13 protein-coding genes are annotated in these 16058 nt (G+C 67.8%); 6 read left to right on the forward strand and 7 right to left on the reverse strand.

What is annotated here, in order from left to right; translation table 11 throughout:
* Positions 1-54 precede the first annotated feature (54 nt).
* Complete coding sequence (gene rfbD / locus ACLMAL_RS13490; protein WP_411999372.1) at positions 55-912, reverse strand: dTDP-4-dehydrorhamnose reductase; 858 nt, start codon at positions 910-912, stop codon at positions 55-57.
* Positions 913-1151: 239 nt separating this feature from the next.
* On the opposite strand from rfbD, the gene ACLMAL_RS13495 reads away from it, so the two are divergent.
* From ACLMAL_RS13495 to ACLMAL_RS13505, 3 genes are all read left to right on the forward strand, one after another.
* Positions 1152-2564 (forward strand): LCP family protein, encoded by a 1413-nt coding sequence (locus tag ACLMAL_RS13495; protein ID WP_411999480.1) that lies wholly within the window; start codon positions 1152-1154, stop codon positions 2562-2564.
* 3 nt (positions 2565-2567) lie between these two features.
* Positions 2568-3287 carry a TIGR03089 family protein gene (locus tag ACLMAL_RS13500; protein ID WP_411999373.1) on the forward strand — a complete coding sequence of 240 codons (720 nt, stop codon included), beginning with the start codon at positions 2568-2570 and terminating at the stop codon, positions 3285-3287.
* Between the two features lie 171 nt (positions 3288-3458).
* Positions 3459-4787, forward strand: coding sequence for a cytochrome P450 (locus tag ACLMAL_RS13505; protein WP_411999374.1), 1329 nt, complete (start codon positions 3459-3461; stop codon positions 4785-4787).
* Positions 4788-4830: 43 nt separating this feature from the next.
* Here the strand turns inward: ACLMAL_RS13505 and ACLMAL_RS13510 are convergent, their stop codons facing one another.
* Both ACLMAL_RS13510 and ACLMAL_RS13515 read right to left on the reverse strand, forming a co-directional pair.
* Entirely contained in the window at positions 4831-5556 is a 726-nt protein-coding gene (locus ACLMAL_RS13510) for a helix-turn-helix transcriptional regulator (RefSeq protein WP_411999375.1), read from the reverse strand.
* A gap of 302 nt (positions 5557-5858) precedes the next feature.
* On the reverse strand, positions 5859-7436 hold the full coding sequence (locus tag ACLMAL_RS13515) for a carboxylesterase/lipase family protein (RefSeq protein ID WP_411999376.1): 1578 nt from the start codon (positions 7434-7436) through the stop codon (positions 5859-5861).
* A gap of 153 nt (positions 7437-7589) precedes the next feature.
* Here ACLMAL_RS13515 and ACLMAL_RS13520 point away from each other — a divergent pair, with 153 nt between their 5' ends.
* Positions 7590-7817, forward strand: coding sequence for a zinc ribbon domain-containing protein (locus ACLMAL_RS13520; protein ID WP_406232597.1), 228 nt, complete (start codon positions 7590-7592; stop codon positions 7815-7817).
* Positions 7818-7851: 34 nt separating this feature from the next.
* On the opposite strand, the gene ACLMAL_RS13525 is transcribed toward ACLMAL_RS13520, so the two are convergent.
* The 4 genes from ACLMAL_RS13525 to ACLMAL_RS13540 all read right to left on the reverse strand — a co-directional run bounded on the left by ACLMAL_RS13525 (position 7852) and on the right by ACLMAL_RS13540 (position 11568).
* Entirely contained in the window at positions 7852-8127 is a 276-nt protein-coding gene (locus tag ACLMAL_RS13525) for a SelT/SelW/SelH family protein (RefSeq protein ID WP_411999377.1), read from the reverse strand.
* Positions 8128-8144: 17 nt separating this feature from the next.
* The gene (locus ACLMAL_RS13530) at positions 8145-8534 is read right to left on the reverse strand and encodes a YchJ family protein (protein WP_328405435.1); all 390 of its coding nucleotides are present in this window, start codon (positions 8532-8534) and stop codon (positions 8145-8147) included.
* A 152-nt stretch (positions 8535-8686) separates the two neighbouring features.
* Positions 8687-9142 (reverse strand): hypothetical protein, encoded by a 456-nt coding sequence (locus tag ACLMAL_RS13535; protein WP_411999378.1) that lies wholly within the window; start codon positions 9140-9142, stop codon positions 8687-8689.
* The gene (locus tag ACLMAL_RS13540) at positions 9139-11568 is read right to left on the reverse strand and encodes an AAA family ATPase (protein ID WP_411999379.1); all 2430 of its coding nucleotides are present in this window, start codon (positions 11566-11568) and stop codon (positions 9139-9141) included. Before ACLMAL_RS13540 ends, ACLMAL_RS13535 begins: the two co-directional genes overlap by 4 nt.
* Positions 11569-12012: 444 nt before the next feature.
* Between ACLMAL_RS13540 and ACLMAL_RS13545 the strand changes: the two genes are divergently transcribed.
* Both ACLMAL_RS13545 and ACLMAL_RS13550 read left to right on the forward strand, forming a co-directional pair.
* Positions 12013-14934, forward strand: coding sequence for a DUF5691 domain-containing protein (locus ACLMAL_RS13545; protein WP_411999380.1), 2922 nt, complete (start codon positions 12013-12015; stop codon positions 14932-14934).
* On the forward strand, positions 14931-16046 hold the full coding sequence (locus tag ACLMAL_RS13550) for an ATP-binding protein (protein WP_411999381.1): 1116 nt from the start codon (positions 14931-14933) through the stop codon (positions 16044-16046). The genes ACLMAL_RS13545 and ACLMAL_RS13550 overlap by 4 nt, the downstream gene beginning before the upstream one ends.
* Positions 16047-16058 lie beyond the last annotated feature (12 nt).

The raw sequence follows: 16058 nt of genomic DNA on the forward strand, positions 1-16058 counted from the left end.
CTTCGGCGGCTGTGTCTCTGGTTCGTTCGCTGCGCTCACTCACGACATGCCAGCCTAGTCGGACCTACCCGACAGCGCGTCCCCGAGTGCTTCCTGCCAATCTCGCAGCGGAGCGAGCCCTGCGCCGATCCACGCATCGTTGGACAACACCGAATATGCCGGGCGCCGTGCAGGTCTCGGAAATGCGGTCGAGTCACACGGACGGACCCGGGCGGGGTCGGCGCCGATTCCGACGAACACCGCCTGTGCCAGTTCGAACCAACTCGCCCGGCCCGCATTAGTGGCGTGCAGCACTCGGGGCGCGTCCGGCCGCTCGACCAGCTCCAGCAGACCTGCGGCCAGATCGGCAGCATAGGTCGGGGAGCCGATTTGATCGTCGACCACATCGATGGTGTCGCGTTCGCGTTCCAGCCGCAGCATGGTGGCCACGAAATCATTGCCCACCCCCGTGTACACCCACGCGGTCCGCACGATGTGCGACTGCGGAGCCAATGCCGATACCGCCTGCTCACCGGCCAGTTTGGACCGGCCGTACACCGTCGATGGACCGGTCGGATCGGTGGTGTCGTACGGCTTGTCGCCGGTACCGGCGAACACGTAATCGGTCGAGAGATGGATCAGCCGAACACCCGTATCGGCGCAGGCGGCGGCGAGTACGGTGGGTCCGGTCTCGTTGCAGGCGAAGGCCGCATCCGGCTCGGATTCGGCTTGGTCCACGGCGGTGTACGCGGCGCAATTGAGCACCACGTCACCGGGTTCGACAATCGCACGCACCGCGGCCGCGTCGGTGATGTCGAGTTCGCGGTGGCCGAAGGCACGGGCGGCGGGTGCCCGGCGGAGTATCTCCTGTCCGAGCTGCCCCCGTGCCCCGGTCACGATCAAGCGTCCTGGGGCTGCAGTGTCTGCGGTCACGGCCGCAAGTCTGGCACGCCGTGACACCTGAGGTTGATGTCTGCCGCGGTAACCGTTGGTTAGCCTTGATGGACGGGTACGGGGGACTTACCGGAGTAGGGGCGGTCTGGCGCTGCCAGCAGAGAACCTGAGTCAGGCGAGAGGATGCAGAGTTGTCGCAGCGGAGCAGGACGTCGGTGCAAGCGCGACTATCCGGCGCTGATGCCGGACCCGTCGCATCCGGTCCGCTGCGCGTATTCATCGCGGCGGGTGCGGTATTGGTCCTTGTCATCACCGGATTCGCCTGGCACAGCGTCGATTCCCTGATCTCCCAGATCGAACGCATCGGCAACCTCGGCCTCGGCGGTGGCCGCGACGGCGCCGTCGACATCCTGCTCGTCGGTGTGGACAGCCGCACCGACGCGCACGGAAACCCGCTGAGCAGCGGCGAACGTGCGATGTTGCACGCGGGGAACGAGGTGGGCACCAATACCGACACCATCGTGCTGATGCGCGTCCCGAACGACGGGCGCTCCGCCACCGCCATCTCCATCCCGCGCGATTCCTACGTCGACATCCCCGGCCTCGGCATGGGCAAAATCAACTCCGCCTACGGCGAGACCAAGGAAACCGAGCGGCTGAAGCTGAACAATCAGGGCGTTTCCGAGGCCGAGGCGGAAAAACAGTCCACCCAGGCCGGCCGCCAGGCACTGATCAAGTCGGTGGCCAACCTCACCGGGATCACCGTCGACCATTACGCCGAAGTGAGCCTGCTCGGCTTCGTGTTGCTCACCGACGCGGTCGGTGGTGTCGAGGTGTGCCTGAACAACCCGGTCGACGAATGGATGTCCGGCGCCGACTTCCCGGCGGGCCGCCAGCGGCTCGACGGCCCGCAGGCCCTCGGTTTCGTGCGCCAGCGCCACGATCTGCAGCGCGGTGACCTGGATCGGATCGTGCGCCAGCAGGTCTTCATGGCGCAGTTGGTCAAACAGGTACTCACCGCGAAAACGCTGGCCAATCCGGGCAAACTCGAGCAACTCAGCGGTGCGGTTGGGCGGGCCGTCGTCTTGGACGACAACTGGGATGTGCTCGCGTTTCTCCAACAGCTACAGGATCTTTCGGGTGGCCAGGTGAAGTTCGAGACGGTGCCGGTCACCGATCTCAACAGCTTGACGAGCGACGGCGAATCGGTGGTCCGCGTCGATCCCAAGGCGGTCAAGACCTATGTGGCGTCGCTGGTCGACGGCAAGACCGAGCAGCCCGCCGAATCGACGATCGACCCGAGCAACGTGAGCGTCAGCGTGTTCAACGCCAGCGGCATCGGTGGACTCGCCGGCCAGGTGGCACAGGCCTTGACCACCAAGGGCTTTCATGAGGGTCTGGTGGGCAACTACACCGGCCCGAGCGTGACCAGCAGCCGGGTGCTTGCCACGAGCACCACGGACCCGGAAGCCAAGGCAGTGGCGAAGGCGCTCGGTGGGCTCCCGGTGGTCGCCGATCCGTCGTTGTCAGCGGAATCTGTCAGCGTCGTGCTGGCGAGCGACTATTCTGGGCCGGGCTCGGCTGCGAGCAGCATGTTCGACATCTCCGGGACGTCGTCGGCCACCGCAACACCGGTCCCGCCCGCCCCACCGATCGACGCAGGCCAGACAGGACCGAAATGCGTGAACTGAACCATGCGTGACAAAACCAAGACACTGACCCTCACCGAGGCGGTGCTCGATCCGATCCTCGAACGCGAACCCGCGGGTCCGCGCATCACCTATTACAACGACGCCACCGACGCCAGGATCGAGCTGTCCGGGCTGACGCTTGCGAACTGGGCAGCCAAGACCGCCAACCTGATTCGCGACGAGTTCGGCCTGAGTCCCGGCGCCAGGGTCGCGGTATTGCTGCCCGCGCACTGGCAGACCGCCGCGGTCCTGCTCGGCTGCTGGTGGGCCGGTGCCGAGGTGGTGTTGGGGCCCGATCCCGACGCCGATCTGGCCCTGGCCACCGCCGAGCGGCTCGAGGAAACCGACGGTGTCGCCGAGGTTGCCGCACTGTCGCTGGATGCGTTCGGCATGCCCGTTCGCGATCTGCCGATCGGCATCACCGATTTCGCCACCTCGGTGCGCGTGCACGGTGACCAGTTCCACCCGCGCGGAGCGGGCGTGGCGCTGGATGGCATGCCGGTGTCCGAGGTACTGGCCGAAGCGAAGAAATCCGCACTGCTGCAAGGATTTTCCGAGGGCGATCGGGTGCTGTCGAGTGCGTCGTGGGATACACCCGCGGAACTGATCGACGGACTGATCTCGGTGCTGGCGGCGGGCGCCTCGCTGGTGCAAGTGGTCAACCCGGACCCGGCCCAGCACGACCGGCGCGTGGCATCCGAACGGGTAACCGTTCGACGCTGATCGAATCCGGCATTCACCGGAGGAATATCGTCGCTCGCTGGGATAATCGGTCCAGGCGTGGAGGTGGCGTCTCCTACCACGGTATAGGCCACCTATCCGACCAGAGGACGTTCCACAGCCGCACCCGAATCCGTACGGTGGATGTATCGCACAACGACGGGGTTGGTGAGAATGAAGCCGCAGTATTGGTTGCGTTGGTTATCAGTGCAGGGCGCCCCCCGGCTGGCCTTGCGAACACAGGCATGGCGCGGTGACCCGTTCGCTCAGCTGATGGGTGGGCCGAGCGGCCTCGACGACCCCTATCCACTCATCGAGCGCCTGCGCGCGCAGGTGACGCACGGACCGAGCAGGCTGCTGCACACCCCGATCGCGTGGGCCGCCTTCGACCACGATCTGTGCCGAGCCATTCTGCGGGACACCCGTTTCGGTGTGCGAACCACCGAAAGCTTCAATATCCCCAAGCCGCTCCAGCTGATCGCGGATCGCTTCCCGATGCCGCCGAGCCCGGTCGAGCCGCCATCGATGCTGGTGATCGATCCGCCGCAGCACACGGCGATGCGCCGTCCGGTCTCCTCGGCCTTCACCCCGCGGGCGATCCGCAAGCTACGTGAGCGCGTCGAAACCGTCACCGAGGAACTGCTCGGCGCGCTACCCGCCGGCGGCTCGGCCGACCTGATCGAATCTTTTGCCGCACAGGTTCCCATCGCGATCATCTCCGAAATGCTCGGATTCCCCGACCGCGACCGCAAGCTCTTCCTCGACTGGGGCGACAAGGCGACGCCACTGCTCGACGTCGGCATCTCCTGGCGCACGTTCCACCGCGGGGTGGTGGCGATGGATGTCATGAACTCCTACCTCGACGACCACATCGAACGGCTGCGCCGCGAACCGGGTGACGACATCCTCAGCAACCTGGTCACCGCCGGTGAACTGGATACCTTCGAATTGAAGGCGACCGCCAGCCTGCTGATGGGCGCCGGTTTCGAAACCACGGTCAACCTCATCGGCAACGGTGTCGTGCAACTGGTCGCTCACCCCGAACAGCTCGACCGGCTGCGCACCGAACCGGAACTCTGGCCCAACGCCATCGAAGAGGTCCTGCGCATCGACGCTCCGGTGCAGACAACGGCTCGCACCGCCCTGTGCGACGTCGAACTCGACGGCGTCGCGATTCGGGAAGGCAGCACCATCGTCCTTTCACTGGCAGGCGCCAACCGCGACCCCGCGGTCTTCACCGACCCCGCGGCCTTCGACGTCGCCCGCTCGAACGCCAAGGAGCACCTCACCTTCAGCAGTGGCATGCACGCCTGCCTCGGCGCGAGCCTGGCCCGAATGGAGGCCGTCTATGCTCTGCAATCGCTGTTCGACTGTTTCCCCGACCTCGCCCTCGACGGCCGACCCCGACGCCGGAACCTGTTCACCCTGCACGGGTATGAGCGAATGCCGGTCCGCCTCGGCCGCCGCGCGAGCACTCCGGCCCAGGAACCGACGACCGTCTAAAGCGTGTCTCCCGATCGGTGAGATCGGGAGACACCGTCCTTCTCTACCGGAGAGCTTCCATCTGTTCTACAGACCGCCCGGCCGAATATTCCCCGCCCGTCGACCTGATCAGCTCGGTGCGGCTCACCACGCCGAGCGCGTTGTAAAGATTGCGGATGCGCCGATAGATCGAGCGTTCCGACAGGTAGTTGGCCCGCGCGATCTCGGCGACGGTCATCGGCGTTCGCAGCATCCTCAGCAATCTGATGTCGAATTCGGTCCACGCGCTGCGGCCGACCGAGATCCCCAGTGGAGGCAGGTCTGCGGCCTCGGGTGCATCGTCGCGCCGCGGCTCGGCGTGCTGCCCACGGCTGCTCGCGCTGTGGTCGGTGACCGCGCCGAGCAACGCCGGACGCGTGTCGATCCTGGCCGAGTGCATGAACTCGCCCAACTGCGCCCGAAGCATCTCCGCCTGCCGCTCGCCCGGTATCGCGACGTTGATCACGAAGTCGGCACCGAAGCGGATCGCGGAGTACGTCGAATGACCGGTGACGTCGTCGGTGACCGCGACGATGAGACCCATCGCATGCTGCGCCCGAACCGTATGCAAGCTTTCGGCCTCGTACTCCGCGTTGACCGGGAGCATGATGATCGCGCCGGAAATGTCACTGCGCGAGACCAATTCGTCGTAGTCCGCGAACTCGATTCGGAAGGTAGGCGCGAAGAGCTGTCCCCACAGCTCATTCGCGGAGTCCAGGTACTCGTGCAGGCCCGGATGCGCGAGGGCCACACGCGCCGCCCTTCCACCAACAGCCTGACTCGGTTGCGTCCCGTTCACAAGAAATCCCCCACTCGGTGCAGTCGAGGTACCGGCCGGGTTCTCCGTGCGGCCGGCCCGTGTGCAGCACCGTTCGCCTGCGAGGCTGCGTCAGCCGGTCACGACCGCGGCACCTCTTGGGATCTGGTTCTGCTACACGTATGGACGCAACGAACCACAGATCGGTTCCATAGCAGCGCAACAGTTTTCGAGAAGATCGGTCCAGCGACGCGAGGCGAACCCCGTGTCGCGCAGCAATCCGCGGATCGGGGAGCTCAGCTGAAACCGACGGCCTGCTCGCCCCACGCGGTGTGTAGGTCGCGGTCGGGGTTGTCCACCACGCGATCGATGGCGTCGATCAGCAGGGTGGTGCGGTTCGACGGACGGTAGGGCGGCCAGTGTTTCGAGCCGTCCAGCGCGGCGGGAACGCCGTGTGTGGCGAAGGCCAGCCAACGGCGCATCATCCGGCCCGATACCTCGGTGGCCACCTTGCGGCCGCCCAGCCAGAAGGTCGGGTCGTGGTTGAAGGTGCCGAAATTGCCGAAGACGTAAGGCAATTCGGTGGCATGGCCTGCGCCGACGCGTGCGGCCTTCAACATCGGCGTCGCATGGTCGAAGCGGTACATCCAGGTCGGTGAGTGCTGGGCATGCGCATCGGCCACCCAGTGGGCAGGCATCCGGAACGCCGCGTCGGTGGACATGGCGAGCGCGCCGCGGGTCTTGTCGAGATCAGGGTAGGCCGAGGTGATTTCGGCGATCCGCTCGTGCGACATCTCCGGGTGATTGGCGGCGACATCGCGCAGCATGGCGTTCACCGCGTCCGGCGTGACCGGCATGATCGGCGAACGGAACACCCGAAACAGCGAGGCCTCGTCTTTGTTGGTCCCGATCATCAGCGGCATCCGATGTGAACGCCCGTGCTGGAAACGGTCGATCGGATAGGTGGGGAGCAGGTCGCCGTCGACGACGGGGGCCGCGGCCAGCCTGCCCGGCTCTTTCAGCGGGATCTCGTCGAGCAGCACGCCCGCCGCGGTCACGATCCGTTCGAGCGGGCATTCGAGCAGTTCACTCACTCTCGATTCGGGCAATTCCAGCAGTTCCAAGAACCGCTGCGCGACGCCTGCGGCCCGCTCGTGTCCGAATATGGTTGTCGCGGGCGGACTTTGCGCAATGGCCTTGTGGAACAAGCCGGCCGAACGCGGCGAGGTCAGCAACGCCGTCACGCACCCGGCCCCCGACGACTCACCGAACAGCGTCACATTGTCGGGGTCGCCGCCGAATCCGGCGATATTGTCGCGCACCCATTCCAGTGCCGCGATCTGGTCGTGCAGACCGAGGTTGGGGGTGAAGGCGTCCGACAGCGAGGACAGATCGAGAAACCCGAGTGCGCCGAGCCGGTAATTGACGCCGACCACCACCACGTCACCGGTTTCGGCCAGCTTGCGGCCGTCGTAGATGCCCTGCGCCGCGGTGCCGAGGCAGTACGCACCGCCATGCAGCCACACCAGCACCGGCCGTGGTTCACCTGATTCGGTGGCGTGCGGCGGCGCCCAGACATTCAGCCAGAGGCAATCCTCGCCCATCCGAAGTTCCGAATCGACGGGAACCATGGGGCCGATGGTCTGCGGGGCGATATCCCCGAATGTCACGCAATCCCGAATCCCGTCCCACGGCTGCGGTGGCAACGGCGGCCGAAACCGGTCCGGCCCCGCGACAGGGGCCGCGTACGGGATGCTGCGCCATACGGCGACCTGGCCGTCCCAGTGACCACGCACGTGTCCCGACGTTGTTCGTGCGACAGGCGCGGCGCCTTCCACATCCGAGCTCGGTTCCGTCTCGAACTGAGTGCTCATTGTCCGCACCTCCTGCCCACGACCCCGGTCGGCATGCTGCGAATTCGCTCCGCCCGGTCCGGTTCTTCGTGATCTCTGCTTCGAGAGTACGTCCACGCCGCGAGCGCGGCGGGCAAGACGCAGCTAACGGTTGCAGGACGCTACGCTGGAGCGATGCCGAGTTACAGCTTCCGGTGCCGCAGCTGTGGCGACACCTTCGACGTGAATCGCCCGATGGCGGAGTCATCGAATCCGGCCACCTGCCCGCACGGTCACCACGACACGGTCAAGCTGCTCACCACGTTTGCCACGGTCAGCCGGGGTGGCGGCGGCACACCGCAGCCTGCTGCGGCGCCGCGTCCTTCGGGCGGCGGCTGCTGCGGTGGCGGCTGCTGCGCCTGACCCTCGTTCGGCTCGAGCCGCAGCGGGGCCGAGCTCAGTCGCGCTTGTCGGCGTGGCCGAGATCACGATCCGGCTCGACCCGGTCGCGCACCCGTTGCTTGAGCACGGCGATATCGGGGAACCCGCCGTCGGCCTTGCGCTCCCACACCTGCTCACCGTCCACGGTGACCCGGAAGACACCGCCCGATCCCGGGATCAGCGCAACCTCGCCGAGGGCTGTTTCGAAGGTGCTCAGCAGCTCCTGTGCCATCCAGCTCGCCCGCAGCAGCCAGCGGCACTGGGTGCAGTATTCGATCGCGACTCGTGCCATGAGGGGCACGCTACCGGTCATGGTTCGATGACACCGTCCAGGTAGACCCAGGCGCCGTCCTCCCTGCGGAACCTGCTGACCTCGTGCAACGACCCGCGGGCGCCGTCGGCCCGATAGTGCGCGATGAACTCGACGGTGCCGACATCGTCGAACGGACCGCCGCGCTCGGTGCGCACGATCTCCAGGAACAGCCACCGCTGCCCGGGATCGAGCTCGAGATCCGCGGGCCGGGTGCTCGAATGCCATGAGCGCCGAAGATATTCGATGTCACCGATCGCGAACGCGGTGTACCTCGACCGCATCAACGCCTCGGCTGTCGCCGCAGGCCGCTGCCCCGCAAGCACCGGACCACAGCACTGCTCGAACGGCTCGCCGCGCTTGCACGGACACACCTCGGTCTTACCCATACCCACATCGTGCAAGCCCGGGGAACTCGATATCACTCCGGGCCTCAGAAAGGGCTTGTGTCGAACATGCTGAGCACCGGTTCGGCCGTTGCCCAATAGCCTTTTGCGACCGAGCAGCATCATCGGCTTGTTCGACCGAGGCCGCCCACACCTCATCGCACTTCGGCACTGGCAAGCGCGGCGGCGATCGCCGCGGTCTGCTCGCGCCAGCGGCGCAAGTCGGTGACGCTCGGCGCGAGCTCGTAGTCGTAGTGGTGGGCGGCGCGCGACAGCGCCGCCCATACCGTCGCGACCTGCGCGGCCGTCTCGGAGCCCGCGAATGCGCGCAATGCCAGTAGCTGCGCGCGCATCGGGCAACGCGCCAGCTCCGGAGCGACCCGCGCCCATAATTCGTCGACGCACTGCTCGAGGGCCAGGCGCAGGATCCACACGGTCGCGCGCGACCACAGCCCGTCGGCGTCGGTTACCGACCCGTCGAGCAGCCGGTCGACGGCATCGAATCGTTCGGCGACGGTCGGCCGCGGCAGTGCGCGCGGACGGCCCGCACCCGATCGACGCGCAGGACCGCGACGCCCCGGCCTCCGCCGCGGCCTGTGTTCTGCACTCATGCGCGTAACCAGGCGACGAACTTCTCGGTATCGGCGATCAGATCGCGCATACTGCGGCCAATCGGCACGTGCGCGCCCGCAGTCGCGTCGCGCAGTGCGTCCACCACCCATTTACCTTCGCGGGCAAGGTGTTTGTTCAGATCGTCGACGCGCCCGGACACCCCCATCACCGCGAGCGCGACCATCGCGCGGGTGGTCTGCGCGCCCTCGACGTAGCGCTCGACCTCGCGATGATCCATGCCCTCGGCAAGCAGATTGCGCCTGGCCCGCGCCAGGCTGGCCGCCTCCACAGCGGAGCGGCAGCAGGTGGCAACGAGTTCATCGGCGATCGCCTGCGGCAGCTGCGGGGTCTTGGCCAGCGAGCGCGCGTCGTCGAGGTAGCGGCGCACCGGGTCGCTTGCCATCCTGACCTCGATCACCGAACGCTCGCGCCGCTGCACCTCGAGCACACAGGCGTCCAACTGCATGCGGCGGACGGCCTCGGCCAGCCGCTCGTCGTGGGTGAACACGATCACCTGGCGCGTCCACGCGACGACGGCGAGCACCCTGGCCAGCCCGTCCACCTTCGCCGGGTCCATCGCCTGCACCGGGTCGTCGATCATGACGAAACGGAAGGGACTCTGTTCGACGGTCGCGCGCGGCAGGAACAGCGACAACCCCAGCGCATGCAGCTCGCCCTGGCTCATCACGCCGAGCGCTGCGCCGTCGACGTCGTCGACGGTGACATCGAGCAGCACTCGCCGCGCGGTTCCGGCATTGCCCTGCAACGTGATTGCGCCGAGTTCCACATTGCTCTGCTGCCGCAGCGTGTGCCAGACCCAGCGCGCCGTCGTCTCCAGCGGCGCCATGCGTTCGCCGCGCAACCCCGCGGTCGCGGACTTGAGCCAGTCCTCGGCTCGCCGGACCGTGCGCAGGACGCCCGCTTGCGCGGCCACCCGCCGAGCTCCGTCCAACCAGCCGACGAGGCGGGGCACCAGCGGCGACCACACTTCGTCGATCCGGCTCAGTTCCTTGCGGGTGCCCTGTTGCAGTAGATCGAGTTCGTCGACGAGCCGCGCATGCGCACAACGCAACTGGTCGGGCAGCTCAGTGGTGTACTCGGCCGAGCTCAGCGCGGACCACTCCGACCAGGCACTGCGCACCGCTGTGGTGTCCACGGTGGGCGGGTAGCCGGGGTCGAAATCCAGTTCCGCGGGAACATGTTGCGGCAATGCCCGCGCCGCACGCACGGCTCGGCGCAGATCGGCACGTGCGGTGGCGAGCGCATCGACACGTGCGGTCAGCGCGGCGATCGAATCATCGGCGGCACTCGACCATGCGTCGTCCAACTCCCCGCGGCCGCACACCGGGCACGCGCAACTGCCCCCGGCGGCAACATGATCGCGGGCCTTGCGCAGCAGCTCGAGCACTCGCAGATCGGCTTCGGCGTCCGCGGTGGAATCGCGAGCCAGCACGGTCGCGCATTGCTCCAGGCGCTTGGCCACCGCCTCGACCTCGGCGTTGGACGGGATGGCCAGTCGCACGATCGCGCGCAGGCCCGCGGGTCCGGACGGATCGTCGGCGGACCCGAAAACCGCACGGCCGATCGCGGTGAGATCCGGTTGCGCGGGGCGCAGCAGACCTGCGAGCCGGATCGCGCGATCGTCGGCCACCGACTCGAGCGTGGTGACCAGCCCGAGCCGCTGCTGCCGCGAATCTCGTACCACGCGTTCCAATTCCAGCCGGCGGGCACGAATCCGCTCCTGCGCCATGGTCAGTTCGTCGAGGCCGAGCAGCTGGTGCAGCGCGTCGAAGAGGTCGCTGGGTTTGCCGTCGACCAGCGCACCGAGCTCGCTGTAGGACAGGAATGGGCGGTACAGGTCGAGCAGTCCGGACCAGCGGTCGGTATCGAATTCCGTTGGCGGGCCTGGTGGTCGCTGTTCGGTCCAGCGCGCCGCGCCGAGGTCGGCCTCCGGTGACCATTCCTTGGCAATGGTCAGCTCGGAATCGCTTCCCGTGGTGAGCAATTCCAGCTCGATGCGGGTGGAGTCGGACTCGTGCAGATTGCGCCAGCCCTCCCGCCATGCGGCGGACCTGCCGTCCCAGCGGCGATTGCCGCCGGTCAGCGCCAGCTCTGCGGCCTCGGCGAAGCTGGATTTGCCGCTGCCGTTACGTCCGACGACCAGGGTCAAACCGGGACCCGGCGGCAGCTTCAGCGATACCTCGGGTCCGATGCCGCGGAAGCCACGCACCCGGATCGCGCGCAGGAATATCCCCGAATCATCGAACTCCATTGTGCGGTCGGGAGACTCGGTGCCGAGCGCCTGCAACACCGCGTGCGCCACATCGGCGGTGACCGTGGGATCGGCAGCAAGCCTGCGGGCAACCACCGCGGTGAGACGCGGCACCGATTCCGTCGCCGGGTCGGCATCGGGATCCGTGCGCATGCGAAACCCCCTCCACCACGGAACGGCGTCCTGGCGACCCCAGGGCCCGGCGTCACTGTCGAAAGCTGTGCGAAACGCTACCCGATCGTGTCGAATTCGCCCACCGCACGGTCCGAATGTGCTGGTAGGGGCTCGAACCTGCCCGCGGGGATGGTATGGCCATCGAGCGTCAGGGGAATGCGCTCGATGTCCACCCCTCGCCAGCCCCGGCGGGCAGCTCGATGGTGTCTCACCCGATGCGGGTGGCTCGGTCGAGCCGAACAGAACAGAATGACAGAAACCGACCGGTAAGGCAAGGCACATTTGTCTCGAATTTTCCGACTGCACAGCGATTTCCAGGCAAAACCCGTGGGTAGCGCGGCACTTGTCGGTGGGCTGCGGTAGAAATCCGGTCAACCGAGAAACGGGGGAACACATGACGCAGAGCCGAGCGGGAGCCGCCCGATGACGGCACCGTGGACCGAGGAGCAGGTCAGCGCGCTGGCACCGGACGCGAGCTCGCTGTCGGCCGCACGCAAGCTCGCCGGACGCTGGCACGGCGCGGGGTATCACGACACCGCACTCTGGGGCCTCTGCAAGGGCAGCGGCGCCAAGCCGTATCAAACGATCGTCGATCTGGCCGGTCCGGCGTACAAGTGCTCGTGTCCCAGTCGCAAGTTCCCGTGCAAACACGCGCTGTCGCTGCTGCTGAGCTGGTCGGGCGGGTCCGTCGAAGAGGCAGCGCAGATCGCCGATTTCGCTGCCGACTGGATCACCGGCCGCGCCACTCGCGCTGCGGCGAAACCAGCTGGAGAAACCACCGCGCGGACGCCGAATCCGGCCACGGCCGAGCAACGGCGGGTGCGGGTGACCGCGGGGCTGGAGGAACTCGATATCTGGCTCGGCGATCAGGTACGCACGGGGCTCGCCCAGAGCAATCGGTCCTTCGGGGCGTTCGAGGCGATCGCCGCACGGATGGTCGACGCGCAGGCGCCCGGTATCGCCTCGGCGCTGCGGCAACTGCCTGCCACGGTGGTGACCAGCGCGGATTGGCCGGACCTTGTCCTGCGTGAATTCGCGCGGCTACATCTGCTTGTCGCCGCGCATCGTCGCATCGACGACATGTCGCCCGCATTGGCGGCGAGCATCCGCTCCCACATCGGCTATCCCGCACCGGCGGAGAGCGTGCGCGACGAGCCTGCTGTTCGCGACCGTTGGATGGTGCTCGGCGTCCGCACCAGCGAGGAGGAACGGCTCTACACGCGGCGAAGCTGGCTGTACGGCAGGGAAAGCCGGCGCTGGGCGCTGCTGGTCGAGCACTCCTTCGGCACACCGAGCTTCTCCGCGGAGGTGCCCGCCCCCGGCATGATGGCCGACGCGCACCTGCACTACTACCCGGGGGCCGCGCCATTGCGCGCACTGTGGGGCGAACGGCACGGCGCCGCAGAACCATTCACCACCTTCCCGATCGCAGCCGAAGCCGGCAGCATCACCGCCGCGCTCGATGCGCACGCGCGGGCGCTCGGCGCGGATCCGTGGCTGCGGTCGTGGCCGATCCTGCTCACCGACGTCGTACCGGTACCCACCGAAAATGGTTGGTATATAGCGGAATCCGGCGGTGCTGCGGTACCGGTTGTGCCGATCGAGCAGCCGTGGCGGCTACTCGGCGTGTCCGGCGGTCATCCGGTGACGCTTGCCGCGGAGTGGACTGCCGATGGCCTTGTCCCGATCTCGGCGTTCACCGCGGGCGAAGTCGTCGACGTGAGCGGCCAGGGACTCACCGCCCGCAGCGCCAGGAATTCGGCTGCCACGCAGTCGCCGAACGCCGCAGACCTGACCTCCGTCGCATTGCTGGGCACCGCGCGCCGCGCCCCGGACCCGACCCGGCTCGATCCACCGGTCGCGGCCGCGGCGGCCGAGCTGCGCTCCGAGCCTGCACTGCTGCTGCTCGAATCTGCCGCACTGCGTGACACTTTCGCGCGCGGCGGGGTGGCAGCGGGTACCGCAACCCCGCCCGACCCCGCCGAGGACGACACCCGGCGACTACTGCCGAGGCTTGCGGCGTCCCGGCTCTCGCGCATGGTGACCGACCGGTCACCGTTTCTCGCGGAATGGTTCGCCGCGGCCGCGCCGTACGACTACCGCGCCCCCGATGCACTGTGCGGACTATTACTGGAACACGCGAAAACGAACGCCGAGCTGCGCGAACCCCTTTTGCGCCTGGCCGGTGCGCGCGGTCGCTGGTTGGCGATACAGCATCCGGAGTGGCGAAACCTGGTGCGGCACAGTACAAAAACTCCGGACGCGGAGGTATGGCAGTTCGGCAGACCGCCCGAGCGGCGGGACTGGCTCACCGATCTGCGCCGCCGCGACGCGGCCGCCGCGCTGGCGGCGCTGACCGCGGCGTGGCCGAAGGAATCCGGCCCGCTGAAAGCGGAGCTGCTCGCCGTCCTCGCCAACGGGATTTCAGCGGCCGACGAGGCGCTGCTCGAGACGGCGTTGGACGATCGCCGCGCCGACGTCCGGCGCACCGCCGCCGGACTGCTCACCCTGCTGCCCGACTCGGCGTTCGCCCATCGGATGACGCGGCGCGCGACCCAATGGTTGGACACGATCTGGGCGCCTGCCGAAAACGGCGCGCTCCGTGCGCATCTCACCATCGAGTTGCCCGATGCACTCGACACCGCGGATCACCGCGACGGCATCGCCGACCGCACAGTGGAGTTCACCTACCGGTGGGGCGGCGGACCCGACGTGACCGCGGGCCGCGTCCGCCAGCTCGTCGCCGCGACGCCGCTGACGCACTGGGCGGCGGCGCTGGGGACACCGAATAATCCGGCCACGCCGGAGCAGGTGACGCAGGCCGCCATCGCCGACCGGTTCCGGCAGCCGGTCTTCGACGGCTGGGTCGATGCCACACTGGCGCAGCACGATCCGGCGTGGGCCCGTGCCCTGTTCAACGCCGGCGTGCCGTCCGATCTCGCCATGCTGCGCCGCCGTGAACTCTTCGCGCTGTTGCCGCTCGCCGACCGGACCACGCACCTGCTGCAGCTGGACGGATCGTGGCTCTCGGAGATCGAGGCACTGTTGCCCGCTATGGGGCACCCATGGCCGGAACCGTTGGCCCAGCATTTGATTCTGCTGCTGTTCGAACGTGCGCGCGCCGCGTACCAGCCGCCAGGGACCAACCGCCCCGGCGCACACGGCGCGACGCCGAGCGCACACCGGTCGCTGCTCGCCGCGGCGGCCGCTCACCTGCCGCTCGTCGCGGCCCCTGCGGTCACCGTGGTGGCCCGCCGTTGCGACGATCCCGGCTGGGAGCAGGCCTTCAACCAACTCGCCCACGACCTCAACCACCGCTCGATGATGCTCGAGGAGTTGCAGTGACCACCACCACCGTGTCCACCGAAGACACCACACCGGACCTGTTGCGCCCCCACGCCGAACAGGCATACGCGCACGAACTGCGGGCGCTGACCGCCATCGACGACCGCCCGCGCCCGCCCTCGTGGCGGCTCTCGCCCTGGGCGGTGGTCACCTATCTGCTCGGTGGCACGCTCGACGACGGCACCGTGATCACTCCGAAGTACGTCGGCCCGCGCCGACTCATGGAGGTCGCGGTGGCCACCCTGGCAACCGACCGGGCGCTGCTGCTGCTCGGTGTGCCAGGCACCGCCAAAACCTGGGTGTCGGAACATCTTTCGGCTGCCATCTGCGGCGAGTCGACACTGCTGGTGCAGGGCACTTCCGGCACCGCGGAAGAAGCGATCCGCTACGGCTGGAACTACGCGCGACTGCTGGCAGAAGGGCCGAGCGAAGGCGCGATGGTGGCTTCGCCGGTGATGACCGCGATGAGTCGCGGCGCCATCGCCCGCATCGAAGAACTCACCCGCATCCCCTCGGATGTGCAGGACGCGCTGATCACCGTGCTGTCGGAGAAGACGCTGCCGGTGCCCGAACTCGGCACCGAGGTGCAGGCCGCCAAGGGGTTCAACGTCATCGCCACCGCCAATGACCGCGACCGCGGCGTCAACGACCTGTCCTCGGCACTGCGCCGCCGCTTCAACACCGTGGTGCTGCCGCTGCCTGCCAGCGAAGACGACGAGGTCGCTATCGTCACCCGTCGCGTGGAACAACTCGGCTCCGCGCTGGAACTGCCCACCATTCCCGCCGCCGCCGAGGAAGTGCGCCGCGTCGTACGCATCTTCCGCGAACTGCGCTCCGGCATCACCGCCGACGGCCGTACCAAGCTCAAGTCCCCGTCGGGCACCCTGTCCACCGCCGAAGCAATCTCGGTCATCACCAACGGCATCGCCTTGTCCGCACACTTCGGCGACGGCGTCCTGCGCGCCTCCGACATTGCGGGCGCTGTCCTCGGCTCGGTGATCAAGGACCCGGTCTCCGACGCCGTCGTCTGGACCGAATACCTGGAAGCCGTCGTCCGCGAACGCCCCGACTGGTCCGATTTCTACCGCGCCTGCCGCGACGTGAACGGGTGAGCCACACCGCCG

The sequence above is a fragment of the Nocardia sp. CWNU-33 genome (assembly GCF_046764895.1).
Taxonomy (GTDB): domain Bacteria; phylum Actinomycetota; class Actinomycetes; order Mycobacteriales; family Mycobacteriaceae; genus Nocardia.

Excerpts from the sequence above, each read along its gene's own strand:
- ACLMAL_RS13525 (WP_411999377.1), bottom strand. The coding sequence starts at position 8,127 with ATGGCACGAGTCGCGATCGAATACTGCACCCAGTGCCGCTGGCTGCTG.
- ACLMAL_RS13515 (WP_411999376.1), bottom strand. The coding sequence starts at position 7,436 with ATGAGCACTCAGTTCGAGACGGAACCGAGCTCGGATGTGGAAGGCGCC.
- ACLMAL_RS13520 (WP_406232597.1), top strand. The coding sequence starts at position 7,590 with ATGCCGAGTTACAGCTTCCGGTGCCGCAGCTGTGGCGACACCTTCGAC.
- ACLMAL_RS13530 (WP_328405435.1), bottom strand. The coding sequence starts at position 8,534 with ATGGGTAAGACCGAGGTGTGTCCGTGCAAGCGCGGCGAGCCGTTCGAG.
- ACLMAL_RS13545 (WP_411999380.1), top strand. The coding sequence starts at position 12,013 with ATGACGGCACCGTGGACCGAGGAGCAGGTCAGCGCGCTGGCACCGGAC.
- ACLMAL_RS13540 (WP_411999379.1), bottom strand. The coding sequence starts at position 11,568 with ATGCGCACGGATCCCGATGCCGACCCGGCGACGGAATCGGTGCCGCGT.
- ACLMAL_RS13505 (WP_411999374.1), top strand. The coding sequence starts at position 3,459 with ATGAAGCCGCAGTATTGGTTGCGTTGGTTATCAGTGCAGGGCGCCCCC.
- ACLMAL_RS13500 (WP_411999373.1), top strand. The coding sequence starts at position 2,568 with ATGCGTGACAAAACCAAGACACTGACCCTCACCGAGGCGGTGCTCGAT.
- ACLMAL_RS13535 (WP_411999378.1), bottom strand. The coding sequence starts at position 9,142 with ATGAGTGCAGAACACAGGCCGCGGCGGAGGCCGGGGCGTCGCGGTCCT.